The sequence below is a fragment of the Streptomyces sp. FH025 genome, from assembly GCF_017427025.1.
Lineage (GTDB): Bacteria > Actinomycetota > Actinomycetes > Streptomycetales > Streptomycetaceae > Kitasatospora.
Genome location: NZ_JAFLNG010000037.1, coordinates 1 through 23,915, shown reverse-complemented (window position 1 = coordinate 23,915; position 23,915 = coordinate 1). Strand labels below are relative to the sequence as shown.

The 23,915-nt window shown below is 73.4% G+C and carries 25 protein-coding genes; 19 read left to right on the top strand and 6 right to left on the bottom strand.

Annotated elements, in window-relative coordinates:
* The 5 genes from J0670_RS04940 to J0670_RS04920 all read left to right on the top strand — a co-directional run.
* Positions 1–1,114: MerR family transcriptional regulator (locus tag J0670_RS04940; RefSeq protein WP_307806381.1), on the top strand; the 1,114-nt coding region annotated here is incomplete at its 5' end.
* Positions 1,115–1,315: 201 nt separating this feature from the next.
* Positions 1,316–2,128, top strand: coding sequence for an alpha/beta fold hydrolase (locus J0670_RS04935; protein WP_207809958.1), 813 nt, complete (start codon positions 1,316–1,318; stop codon positions 2,126–2,128).
* 81 nt (positions 2,129–2,209) lie between these two features.
* Entirely contained in the window at positions 2,210–2,617 is a 408-nt protein-coding gene (locus tag J0670_RS04930; RefSeq protein ID WP_207809956.1) for a helix-turn-helix domain-containing protein, read from the top strand.
* Positions 2,618–2,619: 2 nt separating this feature from the next.
* Positions 2,620–3,168 (top strand): hypothetical protein, encoded by a 549-nt coding sequence (locus J0670_RS04925; RefSeq protein ID WP_207809954.1) that lies wholly within the window; start codon positions 2,620–2,622, stop codon positions 3,166–3,168.
* A gap of 131 nt (positions 3,169–3,299) precedes the next feature.
* Positions 3,300–3,650 (top strand): DUF2516 family protein, encoded by a 351-nt coding sequence (locus tag J0670_RS04920; protein WP_207809952.1) that lies wholly within the window; start codon positions 3,300–3,302, stop codon positions 3,648–3,650.
* Positions 3,651–3,729: 79 nt separating this feature from the next.
* On the opposite strand, the gene J0670_RS04915 is transcribed toward J0670_RS04920, so the two are convergent.
* A complete protein-coding gene (locus J0670_RS04915; protein ID WP_207809950.1) occupies positions 3,730–5,250 on the bottom strand; it encodes a PP2C family protein-serine/threonine phosphatase in 1,521 nt (506 codons plus the stop codon).
* A gap of 236 nt (positions 5,251–5,486) precedes the next feature.
* On the opposite strand from J0670_RS04915, the gene J0670_RS04910 reads away from it, so the two are divergent.
* Positions 5,487–6,050 carry an O-acetyl-ADP-ribose deacetylase gene (locus tag J0670_RS04910; RefSeq protein ID WP_207809948.1) on the top strand — a complete coding sequence of 188 codons (564 nt, stop codon included), beginning with the start codon at positions 5,487–5,489 and terminating at the stop codon, positions 6,048–6,050.
* A gap of 247 nt (positions 6,051–6,297) precedes the next feature.
* Here the strand turns inward: J0670_RS04910 and J0670_RS04905 are convergent, their stop codons facing one another.
* Positions 6,298–7,131 carry a class I SAM-dependent methyltransferase gene (locus tag J0670_RS04905; protein WP_207809946.1) on the bottom strand — a complete coding sequence of 278 codons (834 nt, stop codon included), beginning with the start codon at positions 7,129–7,131 and terminating at the stop codon, positions 6,298–6,300.
* Positions 7,132–7,393: 262 nt separating this feature from the next.
* Between J0670_RS04905 and mshA the strand changes: the two genes are divergently transcribed.
* Complete coding sequence (mshA, locus tag J0670_RS04900; RefSeq protein WP_307806380.1) at positions 7,394–8,761, top strand: D-inositol-3-phosphate glycosyltransferase; 1,368 nt, start codon at positions 7,394–7,396, stop codon at positions 8,759–8,761.
* A gap of 110 nt (positions 8,762–8,871) precedes the next feature.
* Positions 8,872–9,420 carry a YbjN domain-containing protein gene (locus J0670_RS04895; protein WP_207809944.1) on the top strand — a complete coding sequence of 183 codons (549 nt, stop codon included), beginning with the start codon at positions 8,872–8,874 and terminating at the stop codon, positions 9,418–9,420.
* 8 nt (positions 9,421–9,428) lie between these two features.
* On the opposite strand, the gene J0670_RS04890 is transcribed toward J0670_RS04895, so the two are convergent.
* Positions 9,429–10,733, bottom strand: coding sequence for an MFS transporter (locus J0670_RS04890; RefSeq protein ID WP_207809942.1), 1,305 nt, complete (start codon positions 10,731–10,733; stop codon positions 9,429–9,431).
* A gap of 149 nt (positions 10,734–10,882) precedes the next feature.
* On the opposite strand from J0670_RS04890, the gene J0670_RS04885 reads away from it, so the two are divergent.
* Together J0670_RS04885 and J0670_RS04880 are read left to right on the top strand one after the other, a co-directional pair.
* Positions 10,883–11,641 (top strand): phosphoglyceromutase, encoded by a 759-nt coding sequence (locus tag J0670_RS04885; protein ID WP_207809940.1) that lies wholly within the window; start codon positions 10,883–10,885, stop codon positions 11,639–11,641.
* A gap of 273 nt (positions 11,642–11,914) precedes the next feature.
* Positions 11,915–12,511, top strand: a complete 597-nt coding sequence (locus J0670_RS04880; protein ID WP_207809939.1) for a lytic polysaccharide monooxygenase — start codon at positions 11,915–11,917, stop codon at positions 12,509–12,511.
* 126 nt (positions 12,512–12,637) lie between these two features.
* On the opposite strand, the gene J0670_RS04875 is transcribed toward J0670_RS04880, so the two are convergent.
* Positions 12,638–12,814, bottom strand: a complete 177-nt coding sequence (locus J0670_RS04875) for a hypothetical protein (RefSeq protein WP_207809966.1) — start codon at positions 12,812–12,814, stop codon at positions 12,638–12,640.
* Positions 12,815–12,980: 166 nt separating this feature from the next.
* Positions 12,981–13,670: a phosphate signaling complex protein PhoU gene (gene phoU, locus J0670_RS04870; protein WP_207809937.1), complete on the bottom strand. Its 690-nt coding sequence runs from the start codon at positions 13,668–13,670 to the stop codon at positions 12,981–12,983.
* Between the two features lie 306 nt (positions 13,671–13,976).
* On the opposite strand from phoU, the gene J0670_RS04865 reads away from it, so the two are divergent.
* Complete coding sequence (locus J0670_RS04865) at positions 13,977–15,371, top strand: cell wall metabolism sensor histidine kinase WalK (RefSeq protein ID WP_207809935.1); 1,395 nt, start codon at positions 13,977–13,979, stop codon at positions 15,369–15,371.
* Positions 15,372–15,373: 2 nt separating this feature from the next.
* Positions 15,374–16,069, top strand: coding sequence for a response regulator transcription factor (locus J0670_RS04860; RefSeq protein ID WP_207809934.1), 696 nt, complete (start codon positions 15,374–15,376; stop codon positions 16,067–16,069).
* 109 nt (positions 16,070–16,178) lie between these two features.
* Here J0670_RS04860 and J0670_RS04855 read toward each other — a convergent pair whose 3' ends face one another.
* Positions 16,179–16,874 carry a DUF461 domain-containing protein gene (locus J0670_RS04855; protein WP_207809932.1) on the bottom strand — a complete coding sequence of 232 codons (696 nt, stop codon included), beginning with the start codon at positions 16,872–16,874 and terminating at the stop codon, positions 16,179–16,181.
* Positions 16,875–17,301: 427 nt separating this feature from the next.
* On the opposite strand from J0670_RS04855, the gene J0670_RS04850 reads away from it, so the two are divergent.
* The 7 genes from J0670_RS04850 to J0670_RS40160 form a co-directional block, all read left to right on the top strand.
* On the top strand, positions 17,302–17,784 hold the full coding sequence (locus J0670_RS04850; RefSeq protein ID WP_030244332.1) for a CarD family transcriptional regulator: 483 nt from the start codon (positions 17,302–17,304) through the stop codon (positions 17,782–17,784).
* A gap of 258 nt (positions 17,785–18,042) precedes the next feature.
* A complete protein-coding gene (gene ispD, locus J0670_RS04845) occupies positions 18,043–18,798 on the top strand; it encodes a 2-C-methyl-D-erythritol 4-phosphate cytidylyltransferase (protein ID WP_207809960.1) in 756 nt (251 codons plus the stop codon).
* Positions 18,788–19,318 carry a 2-C-methyl-D-erythritol 2,4-cyclodiphosphate synthase gene (gene ispF, locus J0670_RS04840; protein ID WP_207809930.1) on the top strand — a complete coding sequence of 177 codons (531 nt, stop codon included), beginning with the start codon at positions 18,788–18,790 and terminating at the stop codon, positions 19,316–19,318. The genes ispD and ispF overlap by 11 nt, the downstream gene beginning before the upstream one ends.
* Positions 19,319–19,463: 145 nt before the next feature.
* Positions 19,464–19,862 (top strand): PPOX class F420-dependent oxidoreductase, encoded by a 399-nt coding sequence (locus J0670_RS04835; RefSeq protein ID WP_207809928.1) that lies wholly within the window; start codon positions 19,464–19,466, stop codon positions 19,860–19,862.
* Between the two features lie 94 nt (positions 19,863–19,956).
* Complete coding sequence (gene cysS / locus J0670_RS04830) at positions 19,957–21,351, top strand: cysteine--tRNA ligase (RefSeq protein WP_207809926.1); 1,395 nt, start codon at positions 19,957–19,959, stop codon at positions 21,349–21,351.
* Positions 21,352–21,486: 135 nt separating this feature from the next.
* Positions 21,487–22,479, top strand: a complete 993-nt coding sequence (rlmB, locus tag J0670_RS04825; RefSeq protein ID WP_207809924.1) for a 23S rRNA (guanosine(2251)-2'-O)-methyltransferase RlmB — start codon at positions 21,487–21,489, stop codon at positions 22,477–22,479.
* A gap of 168 nt (positions 22,480–22,647) precedes the next feature.
* On the top strand, positions 22,648–23,915 hold a 1,268-nt coding region (locus J0670_RS40160; RefSeq protein WP_207809923.1), incomplete at its 3' end, for a DoxX family membrane protein.

Genomic DNA, 23,915 nt, shown 5'->3' with positions numbered 1-23,915 from the left:
AGCCCGCAGAGTCACCGGCATGGAGAGCGAGCTGCACAGCATCGGCGAACTGGCCCGCGCCAGCGGCCTGGGCGTCGGCACCCTGCGCTACTACGACGGCGCCGAGGTGCTCACCCCCGCCTGGGTCGACCCGCAAACCGGCTACCGCTGGTACCGGCCCGCCCAACTCGCCGACGCCCGGCTGCTGGCCCGGCTGCGCCGGGTCGGCCTGCCGCTGGCCGACATCCGCGCCGTGCTCGCCGCCGCCCCCGGCAGCGGCGAGGCCCGGCGGATCCTCGACGCGCACCTGCGCCGCCTGGAGGACGGCCTGGCCGACGCCCGCCGCGAGCTCTCCCTGATCCGCACGATGATCGAGCAGAGGGAGCAGCCGATGACCACCACCCCCGCCGAACTCCGCCTCACCCTCCCCGCCGACGGCCTGGCCGCCGCCCTGGACGCGGTCCGCTTCGCGGTCGGCGAGGACCCGGAACTGCCCTCCCTCGCCGGGGTGCTGTTCGAACCGGACGGCCCGGTGCTGCGCCTGGTCGCCACCGACCGCTACCGGATGGCCCTCGCCGAGGTGCCCGCCAGCGGCGCGCCGGAGCAGCCGGCGGCCGACACGATCGTCCCGACCGCGCTGGTGGACGCCCTGCGCGCGCTGCTCTCCGGCGGCCCGGCCGAAGCGGTGCTCACCCTGGGCGGAGGCACGTTCCGCGCTGAGACCGGCGGACACCGGATCGAGGGCGCCGCACTGGACTTCGACTACCCCGACCACCGCGCCGCCACCCGGCTCGACCCCCGGCATCGGATCACCCTGACCGCCGCCGAACTGCGCGCCGCCGTCGAGACCGGCGCCACCCGCACCCTGCCCTCCGGCCCGCAGGGCGCCGACTGCCAGGTCACCGTCCTGACCCTCACCGCGGACGGCCGCCTCGTCGTCGCCGACGACCTCGCCCCCGAGGACTTCCGGGTCGCCGTCAACCGCGACTACCTCCTCGACGCCCTCGGCGCCGGCCGGTCCGGACAGCTCCTGCTCGAACTCGGCGGCCCGATCGCCCCGCTCGCCATCCGCACCCCCGACCGCGCGGGCACCTTCTCCGTCCTCATGCCCATCCGCCTCCCCGACGCCGCGTAGTACCTCACTCCTGAACCTGCGCCCCGCCCGTGCTGCGATCGGAGCGCCGACCGACAGACGTACGTCCGAGTAAGACGCACGTCTGAGTAAGACGTACGTCCAAACAAGACGGACGTCCGAGCAAGACGGACGTCCAAGCAAGACGAACGTCCGAGCAAAAAGCCCAGTACGGCCACCGCCCGGTCTGGAAGGATCGTCCGCATGAGCACCGTTCCCGGTCCCGCGTACGAACTCCAGGTCCCTGCTCCGGGCGGTGGCCGGCTCTGGACCGAGCGCCGCGGCACCGGCAGCCCCGTGGTGCTGCTGCACGGCTCCGGCATGGACTCCCGGCTCTGGGACGCCGTCGCTCCGGAGCTGTCCCGCCACCACGAGGTGATCCGCTACGACGCTCGCGGCCTCGGCCGCTCCGCGCCGCCGGACCGCACTTTCGACGACCTGGAGGACCTGCGCGCCGTGCTGGACCACCTCGGCCTGCACCGCGCCGCGCTGGTCGGCCTGAGCATGGGCGGGGAGACCGCGTTGGACTTCGCCCTCGCCCACCCGGAGCGGGTCGACGCCCTGGCCCTGGTCGGCGCCTCCGTCAGCGGCCACGACTGGCCGCCCTCCCCGGAGACCTCCGCCTACGCCGAGGCCCGCCGCCGGGGCGACGCGGCGGCGCTGGCCGAGTTGGAGCTGTCCGTCTGGGCCGTGATGGGCGGTTCCGCGCCCGGGGGAGAGCTGATCCGGGCGATGGTGGAGCAGAACGCGGCCCGCCGGATCACCAGCGAGCGACACCTCGCGGGCGCGCCGGTCCGGGACGCCGAGTCGAGGCTCGCCCGGGTCACCGCCCCCACCCTGGTCGTGCACGGCGATCGCGACCACCCGGAGATCGCCGCGATCGCCGAGCGCCTCGCCGCCGACATCCCCGGCGCCCACGCCCACCGCCTCCCGAACGCCGACCACTACCTCCCCCTGCGCACCCCCGAACGGCTCACCGAACTGCTGCTGGCTCATCTGGCGGCCCACCTGGGCTGATCCGCCTGCCACGCGGGCGCCGTGTTTGCAACCGCTAGCATCTCGCTTGCAAATGCAAGCAGGGTGTTGCAGGCTGTTCACATGGCCTCACTGAACGTCGGCTCGCTGGGCGAGTACATCCGGGAGCAGCGGCGCAACGCGCAGTACTCGCTGCGCCAGTTGGCTGAGGCCGCCGGCGTGTCCAACCCCTACCTCAGCCAGATCGAGCGAGGGTTGCGCAAGCCGAGCGCGGAGATCCTGCAGCAGATCGCGAAGGCGCTGCGGATCTCGGCGGAGACGCTGTACGTCCAGGCCGGGATCCTGGAGGAGCGGCGGGGTGAGGGCCTGGAGTTGAGGGCCTCGATCCTGGCCGATCCGCTGATCAACGAGCAGCAGAAGCAGGCGCTGCTCGCGGTCTACGACGCCTTCCTCAAGGAGAACGCCGCTTCGGCCTCCGGTCCGACGACCGACGGCGCAGCCACCCAGAACATCCACCGGGAGGACCGGTAACCATGCCCATCACCGACGAGATCAAGAAGACCCTCACCGACCCGACCCCGCTGTACGCCCTGGCCGGCGCCGGGGACCTCGCCTACGAGAAGCTGCGCGAGGTGCCGGGCAGGGTCGAGGCGCTGGCGGCGGACCGCAAGGGCGCGCAGGAGAAGGCCACCGCGCGGCTGCACGAGGCGCAGACGCTGCTGGCCGGGGCTCCGGCCAAGGTCACCGAGGCCGTGACCACCATCCCCACCGACCTGAAGGCCCTGCAGGAGCGGGCCCAGGGCTTCGCCCTGCAGCAGGTGGCCCGCGCGGTCGAGCTGGCCGTGAAGGCCAAGGAGACCTACGACGAGCTGGCCGAGCGCGGCAAGGTCGTGGTGGACAAGGCCCGCCCGCAGGACTGGACCAGTGAGCCGGCCGTCGAGTCGTCCGACGCCGAGCCGGTCGACGCCGAGCCGGTCGACGCCGAGCCGGTCGAGGCCGAGCTGGTCGAGGCCGGCGGCTCCGCGCCGGAGTCGAAGAGGTCCGCCCGGGCCCGGAAGAACGGCTCCGACCGCGCGGAGTGACCGCCGGACCGGCCCGGCCGTGGCACCTGGGCACAACCGGTGACGGCGGGACGTTGACACGAGGCGGAGGACCGCCGTGCCAGGATGGGCGGCGGCCGGGCGCGGCAAGCCGAGAGACGTAGGAGAGCGCGATGACCGGAGTGTTCCAGATCCTGGCCTTTTCCTACCTGAACCCGTTCTGGTGGATGGCCGTCGCCATCCTGGGTTACAAGTTCTTCGCGCTGGTCGACGCGGCCACCCGTCGGGAGGACGCCTACCGGGCGGCGGACAAGAAGACCAAGGGGTTCTGGCTGGCCATCCTCGGCATCAGCTTCGGCTGGGACCTGCTGTTCGGGGCCAACTTCCTCGGCAGCATCGGGACCCTGGCCGGCCTGGTCGCCTCGATCGTCTACGTGGTGGACGTCCGCCCCGCGATCCGGGCGCTGACGGGCGGCAGCGGTCGGGGCGGCCGGAGCAACACCGGCCCGTACGGCCCCTGGTAGCTCCGAGGCGCTGGGCGGGATCAGGCAGCACCGCAGCCCGGGACGGGAGTTCACCCGCCCGGGCTGCTTCGTGCGCCGCTCAGCCGAGGATCAGCTGCACCGGGTTGCGTTCCAGCAGCAGCACCGCGACGTCGTCGGTCAGCGCGCCGCCGTTCAGTTCCTCGACCTCGGCGATCGCGCTGTCGACCAGCCGGCCCCGGGTCAGCCCGGCGGACTGGTGGTCGGAGATCAGATCGGCGAGCCCGTCCTGGCCGAGGCGGCGCGAGCCGGCCCCGACCCGGCCCTCGATCAGCCCGTCGGTGTAGAGCAACAGCCGCCAGCCGGGCTGGAGTTCGACCTCGTGGGCGGGCCAGGCGGCCTGCCCGTCGTGGCAGGGCAGCAGGCCGAGCGCGGGCCCGGCGAGGTCGGCGGGCAGGGTGAGCGGGGCGTGGTCGCGGCCGAGCAGCAGCGGCGCCGGGTGCCCGGCGAGGTAGAGCCGGGCCCGCTCGCCGGTGCCGAGCGAGTCGAGGCCGGTGCCGGCGCGGTCGGGCTCGATGACCAGCATGCAGAGCGTCGCGAAGATCTCGTCGCTGCGCCGCTCGTGCTCCAGCACGTGCTGGAGGGTGGTGAGCAGGGCTTCGCCGGTGAGGCCCGCGAAGACCAGGGTGCGCCACGCTATCCGGAGCGCGACGCCGAGCGCGGCCTCGTCCGGGCCGTGGCCGCAGACGTCGCCGATCACGACGTGGACGGTGCCGTCGTCGGTGCGCACGGCGTCGTAGAAGTCTCCGCCGAGCAGGGCGCGTCGGCGGCCGGGGCGGTAGCGGCGGGTGAAGGACAGCCCGGCGCCGTCCAGCAGCGGGGTGGGCAGCAGGTGGCGCTGGAGACGGGCGTTCTCCTGGCCGCGCAGCTCGGCCTCGACCAGGCGGCGCTGGGACTCGTCGGCGCGCTTGCGCTCGACCGCGTAGCGCAGCGCGCGGGCCAGCAGCGGACCGTCCGTCTCGTGCTTGATCAGGAAGTCCTGGGCACCCGCCGCGACGGCGGCCGCGCCGAGCTCGGCCCCGGCGGCGTCGGTGAGCACCACGACCGGGGTGTGCGGGGCCCGGCGGAGCAGTTCGTGCAGGCCCTCCAGGCCGTCCGAGGGGTCGGAGGGGTGAGGCAGGTCCGCCGGGGAGGCCAGGTCGAGCAGCACGCAGCCGAACTCGGTGCCGCGGGAGCGCCCGCGGCGGGAGGCGGAGGAGGGCGGGACCAGCAGCTGGGTGGCCTGGTCGAGGCCGCGGACCCAGTGGATCTCGATCGAGGTGCCGCTGTCGGCGACCGCCGCCTTGATCAGCTGGGCGTCCGAGGCGTCGTCCTCGATGACCAGCAGCCGCAGCGGCGCGGTGCCGCCGTCGGGGGCCTCGACGGCCGACGGGAGGTTGTCGGCCTCGGCCACGTGCGAGGGGTGGCGCGGCCCGTGCCCGGCAACCCGGGCCGCCTGCGACCGGGGGTGGGGTATCGGGGGAGCGGCCGTCGCCGGACCGGTCGTGACCGGGCGCTCGGGGGCATGGCCGACGGGGGCGCCGTCATGGGCGCCCGGCAGGTCCGCGGCACCAGGTGCCCGCCCGTCTCCCGTTGCGGGCATCGGTGGTTCCTCCCTTTCCCTGACTGCGTAACGGCCGACGTCCGTCCGCAGTGCCCGCCTGGCACCGTGCGTCAGGGAACTTCTCGCGACCATAACGTGATCTCCGGGGATTTCTCTGGCCGACCGGCGCCGTTGTGGTTATTGCCACGCCGGTGGCGGTGTGGTGGTTTGACTCGGACGGGAACATCGGACCCCGCCCCGGCGGCTGCCGGGCGGGCCGAGGAAGGGGGTCGACGATGGTGACACGGCTCACCCTGGTCGAGGGTGACATCACGGAACAGCAGGTGGACGCGGTGGTGAACGCCGCCAACACGTCCCTGCTGGGTGGTGGCGGGGTGGACGGCGCGATCCACCGCAAGGGCGGGCCGCAGATCCTGGAGGAATGCCGCCGGCTGCGGGCCTCGCACTGGGGCAAGGGCCTGCCCGTCGGGCGGGCGGTGGCGACCACGGCCGGGCGACTGCCGGCCCGCTGGGTGGTGCACACCGTCGGGCCGGTGTACCGGGCGGAGGAGTACGAGGAACGGGCTGACCTGCTGGCCTCCTGCTATCGCGAGTCGCTGCGCACGGCTGCGGAGTTGGGCGCGCGCACGGTGGCCTTCCCGGCGGTGTCGGCCGGGATCTACGGCTGGCCGCCGGCGGACGCCGCCCGGATCGCGCTCGGCACCGTCGCGCGGGTGCTGGACGGCGGCGACGCGCGGGCGGGCGCGGAGCTGGCGGAGGTGCGGTTCGTGCTGTTCGGGGCGGAGATGTACGGGGTGTTCGAACAGGCCCGGAGGGAGCTGCTCGGGCAGGACGGCTGACGGACGGGAGGATGCGGGCGGAGCGGGCGGAGCTGGGCAGGGTGAGCGCCGAGTGGCGCGTGGTGTCGCCGCTCGGTGACTTCCATCGTGACGTGACGAGGCGTCAACACGCCAGAGATATTCGATAACTCGTTCGAGTGAATGCGCTGCTTCGCTCACCAGCTCCGGAGCGGCGGAGCGAAGGCGCGAGGGAGCTCCGGAGCGAGGGGGTGGGCGCCGGCGCGAGGGAACGCCCGGCGGGCGCGCCCTACGGCGCGAGCGCCGTCCAGGGCACCGTGACTTCGCCCTGCCGCCACCGCCCGCGCGCGTCCACCAGCGGCCAGCTGCCCGCCAGCGCCGTACAGGCCGCCACCCAGCGCTGCCGCGCCCCGAACGCCCCGTACGGCGCGGCGGCCGCCCAGGCCCGGTCGAAGTCGGTCAGGAAGGCGTGCACCGGCCGCCCCGGCACGTTGTGGTGGATCAGCGCCTTCGGCAGCCGTTCGGCCAGGTCGGAGGGCTGCTCCAGGCCGCCCAGCCGGGCCGCGAAGGTCACCGTCCTGGGCCCCTCCGGGCCGAGCGCGACCCAGACGTGCCGCCGCCCGATCTCGTCGCAGGTGCCCTCGACCAGCAGCCCGTCCGGGGCGAGCCGGGCGCACAGCCGCTCCCACACCCCGGCCACCGCCGACTCCTCGTACTGCCGCAGCACGTTGGCCGCCCGGATCAGCTGGGCCGGTGCGCCGCCGTCCAGCGGCACCTCGAAGCCGCCGCGCCGGAAGGTGAGCAGCGGTGGTTCGGCGTACGGCAGCGCGGCCGCGACCCGCTCCGGCTCGATCTCGATCCCGACCACCCGGACGTCCGGCCGCACCGCGCGCAGCCGTCCGGCCAGCTCCACGGCCGTCCAGGGCGCCGCGCCGTAGCCGAGGTCGACCGCCACCGGCGGCCGCCCGGCGGTGCGCAGCGCACGGCCCAGGGTGTGCGCGATCCAGCGGTCCATCCGGCGCAGCCGGTTGGTGTTGGTGGTGCCCCGGGTGACGGTCCCCACCGGCCGTCCGGTGCGCCCGCGGGCGGGCGCGGCGGTGCTGGGATCGAAGGAGGCGGCCATGCCCAGAAGGGTAGTCGGACCGCCGGTGCGGGCCCCTCGGCCGGTCGGTGCCGCCACCCCGGCCAGGGGTCGCGGAGCCGCTCCGGAGCAGGTCGCGGGCCTGCCCGGCCGTCTCGCCCCCCGAACCGGGAATGCCGGACGACCTCCGCGGGGTTGGCACACTGGTGGTGTTGTGTGCCCGGACGGGGCAGCGCACACCGGACATGGGGCGGCCCGTACGCGGACCGCCGAGACGGGCCGCACACGAGGAGGCTTCAGCCAGGTGATCCAGCACCCCGTCCGCTCGGTGCGCCGGGCCCAGTCCGCCGTTCCCGCGCGCGGCCGACTCCAGTCGCTCGTCCCGGCCCGCCGCCGCCCGCGCCGAATAGCCATGCTGAGCGTGCACACCTCACCGCTGCACCAGCCCGGCACCGGGGACGCCGGCGGCATGAACGTCTACATCGTCGAGCTGGCCAAGCGCCTGGCCGACCTCGACATCGAGGTCGAGGTCTTCACCCGGGCGATCTGCTCGGACGACGCGCCGACCGTCGAGCTGGCCCCGGGCGTGCTGGTTCGCCACGTCACCGCCGGGCCGTACGAGGGCCTGCTGAAGGAGGACCTGCCGGCCCAGCTGTGCGCCTTCACCCACGGGGTGCTGCGGACGGAGGCGGGCCACCGCCCCGGCCACTACGACCTGGTGCACTCGCACTACTGGCTCTCCGGGCAGGTCGGCTGGCTGGCCGCGCAGCGCTGGGGGGTGCCGCTGGTGCACACCATGCACACCATGGCGAAGGTCAAGAACGCCGCGCTGGCCGAGGGCGACACGCCCGAGCCCGTGGCTCGGGTGATCGGCGAGACCCAGGTGGTCGAGGCGGCCGACCGGCTGATCGCCAACACCACCGAGGAGGCCGCCGAGCTGGCGCTGCACTACGGCGCCCGGCCGGACCAGCTGGCCGTCGTCCACCCCGGGGTCAACCTGGACGTCTTCCGCCCCGGCGGCCCGCAGAGCGCGGCCGCCGCCCGGGCCCGGCTGGGCCTGCCGCAGGACGCCGCCGTGCTGCTGTTCGCCGGCCGGATCCAGCCGCTGAAGGCGCCGGACGTGCTGCTGCGGGCGGTCGCCGAGCTGCTGGCCCGCCGCCCGCGGCTGCGCGAGCGCCTGGTGGTGCCGGTGGTCGGCGGGCCGTCCGGCACCGGGCTGGCCCGGCCGGAGAGTCTGCACAAGCTCGCCGCCCAGCTGGGCATCGGCGACGTGGTTCGGTTCTGCCCGCCGGTCGGCCAGGCGCAGCTCGCGGACTGGTACCGCGCGGCGACGGCCCTGGTGATGCCCTCGTACAGCGAGTCCTTCGGGCTGGTCGCGCTGGAGGCGCAGGCCTGTGGCACCCCGGTGGTGGCGGCCGCGGTCGGCGGCCTGCCGGTCGCGGTGCGGGACGGCGAGTCCGGCACGCTGGTGCGCGGCCACGACCCGGTGGAGTGGTCGTACGGGCTGGAGGCGTACGTCACCGACCCGGAGCTGGTGGCGCGGCGCGGCGCGGCGGCGGCCCGGCACGCGGCCGCCTTCGGCTGGGACACGGCGGCGGCGACCACTGCCGAGGTGTACGCGGGGTGCCTGGCCCGCCCGTCCGGCCGCCTGGCCGTGACCCGGCGCCGCTGACGGCCGGCCGCGGCGCGGGGCCGGCCGCGGTGCCGACCGACCGTGGTGCCGACCTACCGCGGTGCCGGCCGGGCTGCGCTCCACGGGTACCGACGAGTAACGTCACCCCCATGGCAACCCGCACCAAGGACGAGGCCCTGACCCTCCTGCGCACCGCCCTGGACGAGGCCGGGGCGGCGTGGGAGCCGGCCGCCACCGACCCGTACACTCTGGTGGCGACCCTCCCGGGCACCCGGAAGCTGAGCACCACCTGCGCCCTGCGGGTCGGCGACCACACCCTGTCGGTGAACGCCTTCGTGATCCGCCGCCCGGACGAGAACCACGAGGGCGTCTACCGCTGGCTGCTGGAGCGCAACACCCGGCTGTACGGCGTCGCGTACGCGATCGACGGGCTCGGCGACGTCTACCTGGCCGGCCGCCTGCCGCTGGAGGCGCTCACCCCGCAGACGGTGGACCGGCTGCTCGGGACGGTGCTGGAGAACGCCGACGAGCCGTTCAACACCCTGCTGGAACTCGGTTTCGCCTCGGCGATCCGGCGCGAGTGGGAGTGGCGGACCAAGCGCGGGGAGTCCACCCGCAACCTGGCCGCCTTCGCCCACCTGGCCGCGCCGGACGCCGCGCCGGATGCCGTGCCGGACACCGCCCTGGACGCCGGCTGACGGACGGCTCAGGCGCCAGCCGGGGCCTTCTCGGCCCGCTCCACCTCAGGCGCCCGGACCTCCGTCACGGCGTCCGTACGACGCCCCGCCCCGCCGGTGCGGCGGGCCAGTCCGACGTGCCCGAGCGCCGCGACCGTGCCGCAGAGCCCGCACACCAGCCACAGCACCCCCGGTCCGGAGTGGTCCAGCAGCAGCCCGCCGACCGCCGGTCCGACGAACGAGGCGAGCGACCAGGAGAGCGAGTAGACGCCCTGGTAGCGGCCGCGCGCGTGGGTCGGCGACAGCTCGGCGACCAGGCCCATCATGGTCGGCGCGTTCAGGATCTCGCCGACCGTCCAGACCGCCACCGAGAGCGCGAACAACCAGGCCGAGGAGCCGGCCAGCGCCGCCAGCCCGAAGCCCCAGCCCGCGAACAGGCAGCTGGCGATCAGCAGCCCGGTGCGCGAGCGGCCCTCCATCCAGCGGGTGATCGGGATCTGCAGCACCACGATCAGCAGCCCGTTCAGGCCGATGACCAGTCCGTACTGGGTGGACGTGATGCCCGAGGCACCCATGTCCACGGCCAGCGTGGTGCTGCCCTGCTGGAAGATCAGGGCGAGCAGCAGGTTGAGCCCGACCACCGCCATGAAGGGCGCGTCCCGGAACACCGAGAGCAGACCGATCCGGGGTTCCGCGGCCCCCGTGACCTCCCCGGGCGTGGTCTGCGGCTTGGTCTCCGGGATGCGGATGAAGATCACCACCGCGCAGACCAGGGTGGTCAGCGCGTCCAGCAGGAAGAGCGTGAGGTAGCCGTGGGTGGCGATCAGCCCCGCCACGGTGGCGGAGAGGCCGAAGCCGATGTTGATCGCCCAGTAGTTCAGCGAGTACGCGCGGACCCGGTCCTCGGCCGGGACGATGTCGGCGATGATCGCCGAGGTGGGCGGCCGGGTGGCGTTGTTGCACAGGCCCACGAGGAAGGCCACCACGGCGATCGCCACCTGGCCGTTCGCGAAGCCCAGCACGGCGGTGAACAGCGCGGTGCCGAGCTGTGCGGCGACCAGCGTCGGCCGGCGCCCGATCCGGTCGGCCAGCACGCCGGCACCGAGTGCCGCGATCGCCGAACCGAGGCCGAACAGCGAGGCCACCAGGCCCGCGTAGGAGGCCGAGTACCCCCGGTCCTTGGTCAGGTACAGCGCCAGGAACGTGACCACGAACGCGCCGAGCTTGTTCACCAGCGTGCTCACCCAGAGCCACCAGAACTGCCGGGGCAGCCCGCCCACCGTCTCGCGCACCAGTCTTCGGATCCGGGGGTTGGCGGTCAGGGCGACGAGCATGTGGGGCTCCCGAGGGCAGGCGTCCGCTGAGCGGCACGGGCAGGCCCGGTCAGCCGACGTATGTAAGTGGCAGATGCGCGGAGCACACATTACACAGCGGTCGAGGCGCCCCACCAGGGGTTTTCCGGCCCTCCACTAAGCTGGGGGCCATGGCTGACACGACGTACCGACTCATCCTGCTCCGCCACGGCGAGAGCCAGTGGAACCAGAAGAACCTGTTCACCGGTTGGGTCGACGTCGACCTCAACGAGAAGGGCGAGAAGGAGGCCGCCCGCGGTGGCGAGCTCCTGGCCGCCGAGGGCCTGCTCCCCGACGTGGTGCACACCTCGCTGCTGCGCCGCGCCATCCGTACCTCGCAGATCGCCCTGGACAAGGCCGACCGGCACTGGATCCCGGTCAGCCGCAGCTGGCGCCTGAACGAGCGCCACTACGGCGCGCTGCAGGGCAAGGACAAGGCCCAGACCCTGGCCGAGTTCGGCGAGGAGCAGTTCCAGCTGTGGCGCCGCTCCTACGACACCCCGCCGCCGGTGCTGGCCGACGACGCCGAGTACTCGCAGGCCGGCGACGCGCGCTACGCCGAGATCCCGAGCGAGCTGCGTCCGCGCACCGAGTGCCTGAAGGACGTCGTCGAGCGGATGCTCCCGTACTGGTACGACGCCATCGTCCCGGACCTCGCCGCCGGCCGGACCGTCCTGGTCACCGCCCACGGCAACAGCCTGCGCGCGCTGGTCAAGCACCTCGACGGCATCTCCGACGCGGACATCGCCGGCCTGAACATCCCCACCGGCATCCCGCTCGTCTACGAGCTCGACGCCGACTTCAAGCCGCTCGCCAAGGGCGGCCGCTACCTCGACGCGGAGGCCGCCGCGGCCGCCATCGAGGCCGTCAAGAACCAGGGCAAGAAGTAAGCCCACGGACGGTACGGCCCCGCCTCCCGGTTCGTCCGGGGGCGGGGCCTTCGTGGTTCAACGGGCCTGTGTGGAGGCGGAGTTGGCGGCCCGGGTGGGGGCGTTCCGATAGTGGTTCAGACCATTGACGGTTGGTGGCGGCGGCTCCTACCGTGAGGGCACCGGACTGCCGCAGGCATGCCAAGGGTCCTTCCCCGTTCCCGGCCGCCGCACCCCCACGCGCGCGCGTCTGCCGCCCGGCGCACTCTCCATCCACCCCCACGGAGGAGCATCATGCGCACACGCCATCTGGTCGGGGCGGCCGTCGCCGCGCTCGCCATCCCGCTCACCCTGGCCTTTCCGGCCCAGTCCCACGGGTACATCTCGACGCCGCCCAGCCGGGCCGCGCTCTGCGACGCGGGCACGAACGCCGTCCCGTGGGACTGCGGCGACATCCAGTGGGAGCCGCAGAGCGTCGAGGGCCCGAAGGGCTTCCCGGACGCCGGGCCCGCCGACGGCACCATCTGCGCCGGCGGCAACTCGCGCTTCGCCCAGCTGGACGATCCGCACGGCGGCGCCTGGCCGACCACCCCGGTGACGGCGGGCCAGCAGCTCACCTTCACCTGGACCTTCACCGCCCGGCACGCGACCACCGACTTCGAGTACTACCTGACGAAGCCGGGCTACGACGCGAGCCAGCCGGTCACCCGGGACAACCTGGACCTGACGCCATTCCTGGTCGTCCCGTACGGCGGGGTGCAGGTGCCCAGTACGCTCAGCCACACCGCGACCGTTCCGAGCGGGCGCACCGGCCACCAGGTGGTCGTCGCGGTCTGGACGATCGCCGACACCGGGAACGCCTTCTACTCCTGCACCGACGTCCAGTTCTGACGCCGGGAACAGCCGGAACAGCCAGAACAGCCGGAACGGCCCGAACCGCCCGAACAGCCCGAACCGCCGGAACGAGCGACGAGGTGCACGGCCGTCGGCCGTGCACCTCGTGTGCCTACGGATGCCTCAGTGCCCGCCGCAGTCGCCGTGCGCGCCGCCGCACTGGCAGGGCGCACCGGCCTGGCAGCCGCAGCCGCAGCCCGGGCTGCAGCCGCAGCCGGCCGCGAGGACGGGCAGCAGCTTCGGTGCGGGTGGCTCGACGGTGTGGTGGGCGGGTGCCGGTCGGGTGGAGTTGGCCTTCATCGAGCTCTTCCCTCCTAGTGAGGGGCACACTCCCGTGCCCCCACCTTCGAGTGAAACCGCCGATCGGACGGAGCGTCAATGGGCGCGCAGAGGTGGGGCGCACGGTGGGCCGTGCGCCCGCACCACCCTCGCTGAAGGTTTACTCACCCCCGGGGGTGAGCCGCGGTCAGTCGACGGGCGAGGCCTCGGCGGCCTCCGACGCGGCCACGAACTCGTCCACGTGCTCGCCCGTCACCAGGTACACCACGCGCTTGGCGATCGACACCGCGTGATCCGCGAAGCGCTCGTAGTAGCGGCCGACCAGGGTGATGTCGACGGCGGTCTCGATGCCGTGGTGCCAGCGCTCGTCGATCAGGTGCGACAGCAGCTCGCGGTGCAGGGTGTCGATCGCGTCGTCGTCCTGCTCCATCTCCAGGGCCTTGTCCACGTCCTTGGTGGCGATCACCAGTCCGGCCTTGGCCACCAGGCGCTGGGCGAGCTGGCCCATCTCCAGGACGGTGGAGTGCAGGTCGGCCGGGACGGCCGACTCGGGGTAGCGCATCCGGGCGACCTTGGCGACGTGCCGGGCGAGGTCCCCGCAGCGCTCCAGGTCGGCGCTCATCCGCAGCGAGGTGACCACGATGCGCAGGTCGGTCGCGACGGGCTGCTGCCGGGCGAGCAGGTCGATGGCGCGGTTCTCCAGCTCGTGGTGGAGCTCGTTGACCTTCTGGTCGGCGGCGATCACGCTCTCCGCCAGCGCAAGGTCCGCATCGAGGAGGGCGGTGGTGGCCCGGCCCAGGGCGGAGCCGACCAGCCGGGCCATCTCGACCAGGCTGTCGCCGATCCCGTCCAGTTCCTCGTGGTACGCGTCGCGCATGTTCTCTCCTCAGTAGCTGTGTCGGTGGCGGTGCCGACCGGTCAGCCCGTCCGACCATCGTTCCGGTGTCGGGGCGACCGCTGCTGGTGGCGCGAATGGTACGCGCACACCCGAGACGACGGCCGCTGTTCGGCACGCCGATCTCTCCCACACGGGCTGCGTGGCCAACTCTGTGCCGTTCGGGCGACGGTGCACGGCCGGTGTGGTGAATCGGTGGCTACGTGAAGGTGAATTCTCGGCAACGCGTGGTCGATGCCTTGACCCAGACCTTGGGGAGTGGCCTGGCCGTGCGCTTACGCTGGCCACATGGACGTGAACGTGGCCGCTGCCGCCGCCTGCGCCATAGCCGGGCTCGGTGTCGGACTCACCGCCTCCATCGCCTTCCGCTGGAGCGAGCGCGAGCAGGCCAAGGGCAGGTACACCACCGGCGGCAGGCACTACGGCCGGCACCAGGGACTGGGCGCCGGCCCCACCGAGCCCCCGCTGCCGCCGGGGGTCGACACCGTGCTCTCCGTGCTCCGCTCCTGCGCGATCGTGCTGGGCGAGGGCGACGAGGTGGTCAAGGCGAGCTCGGCGGCGTACGCGATGGGCCTGGTGCGCGGCGGCGCGGTCGCCGTCGACCCGATGCTCGCGCTGGCCCGCTCCACCCGCCGGGACGGCGAGATCCGCCAGGTCGAGCTGGAGGTGCCCCGCCCGGGCGCGGCCCGCGCGGCCGAGCCGCTCGCGGTCTCGGTGCGGGTCGCCCCGCTGGGCTCCCGGCTGGTGCTGGTGCTGGTCGAGGACCAGACCGAACGCCGCCGGGTGGAGGCCGTCCGCCGGGACTTCGTGGCCAACGTCAGCCATGAGCTCAAGACCCCGGTCGGGGCCCTGTCGCTGCTCTCCGAGGCGGTCGCCGACGCGGCCGACGACCCGGAGGCGGTGCAGCGCTTCGCCGGCCGGATGCAGGTCGAGGCGACCCGGCTGGCCAGCCTGGTACAGGAGATCATCGACCTCTCCCGGGTCCAGGACGACCGGCTGATGGTCGACCCGGAGCCGGTCGCGGTGGACGAACTGATCGCCGAGGCGATCGACCGCTGCCGCCAGCAGGCCGCCGCCAAGCAGATCCTGATCGCGGCCGGCGGCATCGCCGGGCTCTACCTGCACGGCAACCGCGGCCAGCTCGCCGCCGCGCTCGGCAACCTGGTGGAGAACGCCGTCAACTACAGCCCGCCCCGCACCCGGGTGGCCATCGCCACCCGCCGGATCTCCAGCGCCGCGGCGCTCGGGGAGGCGGACGGCGAGCTGATCGAGATCTCGGTCACCGACCAGGGCATCGGCATCTCCGAGAAGGACCGCGAGCGGGTCTTCGAACGCTTCTACCGGGTCGACCCGGCCCGTTCCCGGGCGACCGGCGGGACCGGCCTCGGCCTGTCCATCGTCAAGCACGTGGCCGCCTCGCACGGTGGCACCGTCTCGGTGTGGAGTGTCGAGGGCCAGGGCTCCACCTTCACCGTCCGCCTGCCCGCCGGACAGGCGCCCACCGAGGACGAGCCCGACGACGACCCGGACGCGGACGGCTTCGACGCCGAGGAGCCCACCGTGCCCGCCGCGGCACCCCGAACCCCCACCACGGGCCGCACCGACCGTACGGCCCGTTCGCTCCCCGCCGGGGAGCGGGCAGTACCCCTGACAAAGACAACCCAGCTTGCCCCGGAGGCCTGATCGTGACCCGAGTACTGGTGGTCGAGGACGAGGAGTCGTTCAGCGACGCCCTCTCGTACATGCTCCGCAAGGAGGGCTTCGAGGTGGCCGTCGCCGCGACCGGCCCCGACGCCCTGGAGCAGTTCGAACGCAACGGCGCCGACCTCGTCCTGCTCGACCTGATGCTGCCGGGCCTGCCGGGCACCGAGGTCTGCCGCCAGCTCCGGGTGCGCTCCAACGTCCCGGTGATCATGGTGACCGCCAAGGACAGCGAGATCGACAAGGTCGTCGGTCTGGAGATAGGTGCGGACGACTACGTCACCAAGCCGTACTCCACCCGGGAGCTGGTCGCCCGGATCCGCGCGGTGCTGCGCCGCCGGGGCGAGGACGGCGGCGCGGGCGACAGCGGCGGCGGCCCGGGCGCCCTGGAGGCGGGTCCGGTCCGGATGGACGTGGACCGGCACGTGGTGACGGTGGACGGCGCCAAGGTCGACCTGCCGCTCAAGGAGTTCGACCTGCTGGAGATGCTGCTGCGCAACGCCGGCCGGGTGCTCACCCGCATGCAGCTGATCGACCGGGTCTGGGGCGCGGACTACGTCGGCGACACCAAGACCCTGGACGTCCACGTGAAGCGCCTGCGGGCCAAGATCGAGCCCGACCCGGGCGCGCCGCGCTACCTGGTCACCGTCCGCGGCCTCGGCTACAAGTTCGAGCCGTAAACTGCGCGCGCCACGACGCGGAAGGCCCCCGCCGGCAGGAGCCGGAGGGGGCCTTCGCGCTGCCCGCCCGCGGGCCCGGGAAGGGGCCCGCGGGAGGCGGCGTGCCGGGTCAGTGGGCGGCCGGGACGCCCGGGGTGGCGGCGCCGGTCGGCGTGGCCGCACCGGTGGTCGGAGCGACCGGGGCGCCCGGAGTGGTGGCACCGGCGACCGGAGCGGTGGCACCGGCGACCGGGGTGGCAGCGCCGGTCGCGCCCGGGGTGGCGGACTTGGTGGGCACGGGGGCCGCGGTCGGCGTCGGGCCGAAGCCCTTGTACAGGCCGGCGTCCGGGCTCACGGCGGCCTGGGCCTCGACCTTCTGGCCGTCCTTGAAGGTGAAGACGGTCTTGGCGAAGCCGCCGATGTGGACGGACGCCGAGGCGGTGGCGGACGGGTTGCCCTGGCCGCCGATCGCCACGGAGCCGCCCGCCGGGACGACGATGGAGGACAGCGGGGCGCCCGCGGGGTCCGTGAAGGTCGCGGCGGCGGCGCTGTCGCCGACGGTGATGGACTGCAGCTCGGCCGGGGTGTCCGCGGTGTTGGCGATGTTCAGCACCACGTTGGCGGGGCCGGTGTGGTCGCCGACGGTGCCCGCCCCGGTGACGATCACGATGTTGTTCAGTCGGAGGTTCGTGCCGACGGTCGCCGCCGCGTTGTCGGGCTTGATCTGCAGGGTGTCCGGCGTGTTGCCGGCGGCGCAGGAGGACAGCGAGGCGATGGCGATGGCGGCGATGGCGGCGATGCTGCCGCGTCGAAGGCTGCGGCTCACGGCGGCGGCTTCTCCTAGGTCACGTGTCGACAGGTCAGGTCTCAGATTATCGACCTCACTTATGCGCTCCTCACGGGGTGGTCCCCGTGTCGCACTCCCGGGGCCTCTCGGGGGCCGTCCGGCGGTACGGATGGCGCGTCCGGATCAATCCGAGGGCAAGCTTCGACCAAGATCGGATAACGATCCGGCCACGGCGCGGAAGAGGGCGAAAGCTCAAGATCCAATCATGGTTGCGGGGGTGTTGCGCAAGGGTTTCGTCGGGTGCCGGAACCGCCTCCCACCTGCGGGAAGCTGCTCTCGAACATCGGTCGCAGCACGTCATGGGGGTCCTTGTCAAGCCCCGAGACCGGCCCTGACCTGCGAAAACGCCCTTCGGGTGCGCCGCAAGCCGTGTTATTCTGGAAAGCCACGGAAGGGGTCCTGTCACATGACGTTCAAGGTTGGCGACACGGTGGTCTACCCCCATCACGGGGCCGCGCTGATCGAGGCCATCGAAATTCGCCAGATCAAAGGTGTGGACAAGACCTACCTGGTGCTCAAGGTGCAGCAGGGAGACCTGACGCTCCGCGTGCCCGCCGAGAACGCGGAGTTCGTCGGCGTGCGCGATGTGGTCGGCCAGGAGGGTCTGGACCGGGTCTTCGAGGTGCTCCGCGCACCGTACACCGAAGAGCCGACCAACTGGTCCCGTCGCTACAAGGCGAACCTGGAGAAGCTCGCCTCCGGCGACGTTATCAAGGTCGCCGAGGTTGTGCGCGACCTCTGGCGTCGCGAGCGCGAGCGCGGCCTCTCGGCCGGCGAGAAGCGGATGCTCGCGAAGGCGCGCCAGATCCTCGTCAGCGAACTCGCGCTGGCGGAGAACACCAACGAGGACAAGGCGGAGACGCTGCTCGACGAGGTCCTCGCCTCGTAGTGCAGTCGGGCTGCCGCCCATCGCTCACAGCGCCCGGTGCCGACGCGCCGCTCCCAGGACGGAACGTCCAGGAGTGGTGCAGTGGCACTTCGGGCGCTGAGGCGTGTCCGGACGACGCCTCCCGCCCGAGCTGGTCCAGGCCTGCAAGACCGTTTCTGCGGAGTCGTGCGGCGGGCAGTGGACCGTGGATCTTCGGAAGGGGCCCGAGCGCCCGCCGGGCACGCCATGGCCATACCCACTTCGCCGAAGGAGTGAAACCTGAACGCCTCAGCAGCAGTCGCAGCAGCAGTGGTGCCCGCCGCCGGTCGCGGTGAGCGGCTGGGGCCCGGCGCCCCCAAGGCCCTGCGGGAACTGGGCGGTGTGCCGCTCCTGGTGCACGCCGTACGGGCGCTGGCCCGCAGCCGGGCGGTCGGCCTGGTCGTGGTCGCCGCGCCCGCCGACGGGGTGGCCGAGGTGGTCGCCCTGCTGGACGGTCACGGGCTGGACGACAAGGACATCCGGGTGGTGGCCGGCGGCGCGACCCGTCAGGAGTCGGTCCGGCTGGGCCTGGCCGCGATCCCGGACGACGTCGGGATCGTCCTGGTGCACGACGCGGCCCGCCCGCTCGTCCCGGTCGAGGTAGTGGACGCCGTCGCGGCCGCCGTCCGGGCCGGGGCTCCGGCGGTGGTGCCCGCCGTGCCGCTGGCCGACACCGTGAAGCGGGTCGAGCCGAACCCGGGCCACCCCGAGCCGGTGCTCGACACACCCGAGCGGGCCACCCTGCGCGCGGTGCAGACCCCGCAGGGCTTCGACCGGGCCACCCTGGTCGAGGTGCACGCCAAGGCGCTCGCCGAGGAGGCCGCGGGCGGCGCCGACGCCCCGCCCGTCACCGACGACGCCGGCCTGGTCGAGCGCTACGGCGGCACGGTCGTCGTGGTGCCGGGCCACGAGGAGGCGTTCAAGGTCACCCGTCCGTTGGACCTCGTGCTCGCCGAGGCCGTACTCGCCCGCCGGAGGGCCGCCGATGCCTACTGAACCGACGCCTGTCGAGCCGACGCCCGCCGACCCGCGGGTTCCCGTGATCCCCAGGGTCGGGATCGGCACCGACGTGCACGCCTTCGAGGCCGGCCGCCCGCTGTGGGTGGCCGGGCTGGAGTGGCCGGGCGCCGAGTCCGGGCTCGCCGGGCACTCGGACGCGGACGTCGCCGCCCACGCCGCCTGCGACGCGCTGTTCTCGGCCGCCGGGATCGGGGACCTGGGCGCCCACTTCGGCACCGACCGCCCGGAGTGGGCCGGTGCCTCCGGGGTGAAGCTGCTCGGCGAGGCGGCCCGGCTGGTCCGCGCGGCGGGCTTCGAGATCGGCAACATCGCGATCCAGGTGGTCGGCGTGCGGCCGAAGATCGGCAAGCGCCGGGCCGAGGCGCAGGCCGCGCTGTCCGAGGCGGCCGGTGCGCCGGTCTCGGTCTCCGGCACCACCACCGACGGCCTGGGCCTGACCGGCCGGGCCGAGGGGCTGGCCGCGATCGCCACCGCCCTGGTGTACGAACGGCGTTGATCCGGCTCCGGTCGGCGGGCGGGAACAATCCTCCGCTGACGGGTGTTCAACGGGTGTCGTGGGGGCCCGAGTCGATAATGTCGGGTTCGGGCCCGCGCGGGGCTTTCGCTCGGGCCGTACCGCCGCCGACGAGAAGAGGTTCTCGATGAGCTCAGCCCAACTCTCCGACCGCGCCAAGGCGTTGGTCGACGGCAAGAGCTTCGCCGTGGTCTCCACGATCCAGCCCGACGGCAGCCCCCAGTCCTCGGTGGTCTGGGTCAAGCGGGACGGCGAGGACATCCTGTTCTCGACCGTCGAGGGCCGCCGCAAGCACCTCAACCTGGTGCGGGACCCGCGCATCTCGCTCGTGATCAACCCGCCGGAGCAGCCGTACGAGTACCTGGAGGTACGCGGCGAGGTCACGCTGACCACCGAGGGCGGCCGGGAGCTGATCGACGAGTTGGGCCTCAAGTACCGCGGCGAGGAGAAGTACACCTACGACGGTCCGGACGACGTCCGGGTGGTCGTCCGGATCGCCCCGCGCAAGGTGGTCGGCGGGATCTGACCGGCGCTCGCGACCTGCCGTTCCCCGGGAACGCGGCCTGCCATTCCCGGGGAATGTCGCGGGGCACCCCCCGCTGCCCACTACGCTTGACGCTGTGAGCATTCGTCTGTACGACACCAGCACCCGCCAGGTACGCGACTTCGTCCCGCTTGTACCGGGCTGTGTCTCGATCTACCTGTGCGGCGCTACCGTCCAGTCGGCGCCTCACATCGGGCACGTCCGGTCCTATCTCAACTTCGACATCATGCAGCGGTGGTTCGCCTACCGCGGCTACCGGGTGACCTTCGTCCGCAACGTCACCGACATCGACGACAAGATCATCGCCAAGGAGCGCGAGCTCGGCACGCCGTGGTGGCAGATCGGGTACGAGAACGAGCGCGCCTTCAACGAGGGTTACAACGCGCTCGGCTGCCTGCCGCCGACCGTCGAGCCGCGGGCCACCGGGCACATCCCCGAGATGATCGAGATGATGCAGGGGCTCATCGAGAAGGGCCACGCCTACGCGGCGGACGGCAACGTCTACTTCGACGTGAAGTCCTACCCCGACTACCTCGCGCTCTCCAACCAGAAGCTGGCCGACCTGCGCCAGCCCGAGGGCGAGGGCGAGACCGGCAAGCGCGACCAGCGCGACTTCGCGATGTGGAAGTCCGCCAAGCCGGGCGAGCCGAGCTGGGAGACCCCGTGGGGCCGCGGCCGCCCCGGCTGGCATCTGGAGTGCTCGGCGATGGCCCACAAGTACCTGGGTCCGGCCTTCGACATCCACGGCGGCGGGTTGGACCTGATCTTCCCGCACCACGAGAACGAGATCGCCCAGTCCAAGGCCTACGGCGACGACTTCGCCGGCTTCTGGGCGCACAACGCCTGGGTCACCATGGCCGGCGAGAAGATGAGCAAGTCGCTGGGCAACTCGGTGCTGGTCTCCGAGATGGTCCGGCGCTGGCGCCCGATCGTGCTCCGCTACTACCTGGGCTCCCCGCACTACCGCTCGATGATCGAGTACAGCGAGGAGTCGCTGCGCGAGGCCGAGGCCGGTTTCGGCCGGATCGAGGGCTTCATCCAGCGTGCCGTCGAGCGCTGCGGCAAGGTCGACGCGGCCCCCGAGGTGCCGCCGGCCTTCGCCGAGGCGATGGACGACGACTTCGGCGTGCCGCAGGCGCTGGCCGTCGTGCACACCGCCGTCCGCCAGGGCAACAGCGCCCTGAACGCGGACGACAAGGAGAGCGTGGTGGCGCGTCTCGGCGAGGTCCGTGCGATGCTCGGAGTGCTGGGCCTCGACCCGCTCGACCCGCACTGGGCCGGGGCGGAGCGCGGCGAGGACCTCCACGGTGTGGTCGACTCGCTGGTCCGCCTGGTCCTGGACCAGCGGCAGGCCGCGCGTCAGCGCAAGGACTTCGCCACCGCGGACGCCATCCGCGACCAGCTCGGCCTGGCCGGGCTGGTGATCGAGGACACCCCGTCCGGCCCGCGCTGGACGATCAACAGCCAGTAACCCCGTACGACGATCGGGGTGATGGGTGGGCCGTACCGGACCGGTGCGGCCCTCCCGCATGAGGTAGCGCATGCCGCGCGCCGCCACCGCACCGCGCGGGGCGGCCGGCATGCCGGACAGACAGGAAGTACAGCCATGGCCGGCAACAGCCAGCGCAGGAACCGCCGCAACCCCGGATCAAAGAAGGGCGCGTCTGTCGGTACCGGCGGGCACAGCCGGAAGGCGCTCCAGGGCAAGGGCCCGACGCCGCCCGGTGAGGAGCGCAAGGGCCACCCCAAGCAGCGGGCCGCCAACGCCGCGCTCAAGCGCGAGCGGGACGCCAAGGCCCGGGCCGGCATGCGCCGTGCCGGCGGTGCCGGCCGGGGCGGCCGCGGTGGCGCGGGCAGCGCCGAGCTGGTCTTCGGCCGTAACTCGGTGGTCGAGGCCCTGCAGGGCGGCGTGCCGGCCAACGCGCTGTACGTCCAGCAGTTCATCGACAGCGACGACCGCGTGCGCGAGGCCTTCCAGGCCGCCAACGACCGCGGCATCCCGCTGATGGAGGCCCCGCGCCCGCAGCTGGACCAGATGACCGGCGGGCTCAACCACCAGGGCCTGGTGCTCCAGGTCCCGCCGTACGAGTACGCGCACCCCGAGGACCTGCTGGCCGAGGCCTCGGACGCCGGCCAGGACGCGCTGATCATCGCGCTGGACGGGGTCACCGACTCCCGCAACCTGGGCGCCGTGGTCCGGTCCGCCGCCGCCTTCGGCGCGCACGGCGTGGTCATCCCCGAGCGCCGCGCGGCCGGGATGACCGCCGGTGCCTGGAAGACCTCCTCCGGCGCCGCGGCCCGGCTGCCCGTCGCCCGCGCCACCAACCTGACCCGCACCCTGGAGGCCTACCAGAAGGCCGGTCTGATGGTGGTCGGCCTGGCCGCCGACGGCGAGGCCGAGCTGGGCGACCTGGAGCTGCTGACCGGTCCGGTGGTGATCGTCGCGGGCAGCGAGGGCAAGGGCCTGTCCCGCCTGGTCTCGGAGACCTGCGACATGCGGGTGCGGATCCCGATGTCGGGCCTCACCGAGTCGCTGAACGCCGGTGTCGCGGCGGGCATCGTGCTGTACGAGGCCGCGCGGCTGCGCGCCAAGCGCTGAGCACGGACGGTCCTCCGTCCGCAGGGGATCTCCTGAATTCTCCGCAAACCGAGTGGAAAGCGATCGGGCCCGACCGGGTCCGATCGCTTTTCGCATGATCATTTCAAGCATGCGCTGGACATCCACCCGGGAGAGTGTCCTAAGCGGCCGTCACCCGGTTAGACGGGCGTGGACACCAGAACACCTCGGCGCCCCCTGTTCGGCGGTGGCAGCACCGGGATAGACGCGGGCCCCGGGCTCGACACCGTCAAGGTGCCGTCGGACCCGGCGCGCCTCAGCAGCACCCAGGCGAGCTTCCGGCTCAGGCTCGGCGCCCCGGTGGCGCCGCTGATCGAGACCCCGGCCGGACTGCTCTCCACCGGTGCCGCGTTCGGCGACCCCTACGCCAACCAGGGCCTGATCCGCCGTCCGCTGGTCACCCCGCAGGTCGTCGTGCCCGCCTCCGCCGTCCCGGCGCTGGCCGGGGCGGGCGCCGGGGGCGGCGGCGCACCGCGCCGCAAGGGCCGGGTCACCGCCGTCACCTGGACCGGCCAGGCGCCCCCCGGGGACCTCGCGGCCACCCGGCTGCTGGAGGCGGTGCGGCTGAACGGCTCCGGAGGCGGCGTCGGCCTCGCCGAGGCGGACACCCAGGTGCTCCCGGCCTACGCGGGCGCCCGCGCCCTCCCGCGCCAGCCGCGCGAGGGCGCCGGCACCGCCACCGACGCGGGCGTCGGCCCGGTCGGCGAGCCGCACGGCTGGACCCCGAGCGGCGAACTGCCCGAGGTCTCCGCCGCCGACGCCGAGGGCCGGCAGCCCTGGTACCCCGGCCGCCGGGTCGACCTCGGCCTGGTGCTGCTGCCGCTGCGCGCGGTGCTCGGCTCGCTCTCGGTCTACGCCGGGTTCAGCAAGCTCTGCGACCCGGTGTACTTCGACGGCGGCGAGCGCGGCTCGATGATGCGCTGGCTCTCCTCGCTGCACCCGTGGAAGGTCGCCGAGCCGCTGCTCGCCTTCGCCATGGCGCACCCGGTCGGCTCCGGCCTGGTGGTGTCGTTCACCGAGATCGTGGTCGGCGTGCTGACCGTCCTCGGCCTCTGGCAGCGGCTCGCGGCCGGGGCGGCGATGGCGCTCTCCGCCGTGCTGCTGTTCACCGTCAGCTGGCGGGCCGTACCGGTCTACGACACGCCGGACCTGATCTTCCTCGCCGCCTGGAGCCCGCTGCTGATCGCCGGGGCGCCGTTCGCCTCGTTGGACGGGCGGCTCAACCTGGAGGCCTGGCGCAGGTACGGCGCGGACGCCCCGGGCGCGCTGCGCCGCCGGGTGCTGCGCCGGGGCGCGGTCGTCACCACCGTCGTGGTCGGCCTGACCCTGCTGCTCGGCTCGATGCTCGGTGCGGCCGTCCGCACCGGAGCCCGGCCGCACCAGGCCCCGGCCCGCCCGGCCACCGACTACGGCACCCC

Coding starts and splice junctions, on each gene's coding strand:
- J0670_RS04935 (WP_207809958.1), top strand. CDS start 1,316: ATGAGCACCGTTCCCGGTCCCGCGTACGAACTCCAGGTCCCTGCTCCG.
- J0670_RS04930 (WP_207809956.1), top strand. CDS start 2,210: ATGGCCTCACTGAACGTCGGCTCGCTGGGCGAGTACATCCGGGAGCAG.
- J0670_RS04925 (WP_207809954.1), top strand. CDS start 2,620: ATGCCCATCACCGACGAGATCAAGAAGACCCTCACCGACCCGACCCCG.
- J0670_RS04920 (WP_207809952.1), top strand. CDS start 3,300: ATGACCGGAGTGTTCCAGATCCTGGCCTTTTCCTACCTGAACCCGTTC.
- J0670_RS04915 (WP_207809950.1), bottom strand. CDS start 5,250: ATGCCCGCAACGGGAGACGGGCGGGCACCTGGTGCCGCGGACCTGCCG.
- J0670_RS04910 (WP_207809948.1), top strand. CDS start 5,487: ATGGTGACACGGCTCACCCTGGTCGAGGGTGACATCACGGAACAGCAG.
- J0670_RS04905 (WP_207809946.1), bottom strand. CDS start 7,131: ATGGCCGCCTCCTTCGATCCCAGCACCGCCGCGCCCGCCCGCGGGCGC.
- J0670_RS04895 (WP_207809944.1), top strand. CDS start 8,872: ATGGCAACCCGCACCAAGGACGAGGCCCTGACCCTCCTGCGCACCGCC.
- J0670_RS04890 (WP_207809942.1), bottom strand. CDS start 10,733: ATGCTCGTCGCCCTGACCGCCAACCCCCGGATCCGAAGACTGGTGCGC.
- J0670_RS04885 (WP_207809940.1), top strand. CDS start 10,883: ATGGCTGACACGACGTACCGACTCATCCTGCTCCGCCACGGCGAGAGC.
- J0670_RS04880 (WP_207809939.1), top strand. CDS start 11,915: ATGCGCACACGCCATCTGGTCGGGGCGGCCGTCGCCGCGCTCGCCATC.
- J0670_RS04875 (WP_207809966.1), bottom strand. CDS start 12,814: ATGAAGGCCAACTCCACCCGACCGGCACCCGCCCACCACACCGTCGAG.
- phoU (WP_207809937.1), bottom strand. CDS start 13,670: ATGCGCGACGCGTACCACGAGGAACTGGACGGGATCGGCGACAGCCTG.
- J0670_RS04865 (WP_207809935.1), top strand. CDS start 13,977: ATGGACGTGAACGTGGCCGCTGCCGCCGCCTGCGCCATAGCCGGGCTC.
- J0670_RS04850 (WP_030244332.1), top strand. CDS start 17,302: ATGACGTTCAAGGTTGGCGACACGGTGGTCTACCCCCATCACGGGGCC.
- ispF (WP_207809930.1), top strand. CDS start 18,788: ATGCCTACTGAACCGACGCCTGTCGAGCCGACGCCCGCCGACCCGCGG.
- J0670_RS04835 (WP_207809928.1), top strand. CDS start 19,464: ATGAGCTCAGCCCAACTCTCCGACCGCGCCAAGGCGTTGGTCGACGGC.
- rlmB (WP_207809924.1), top strand. CDS start 21,487: ATGGCCGGCAACAGCCAGCGCAGGAACCGCCGCAACCCCGGATCAAAG.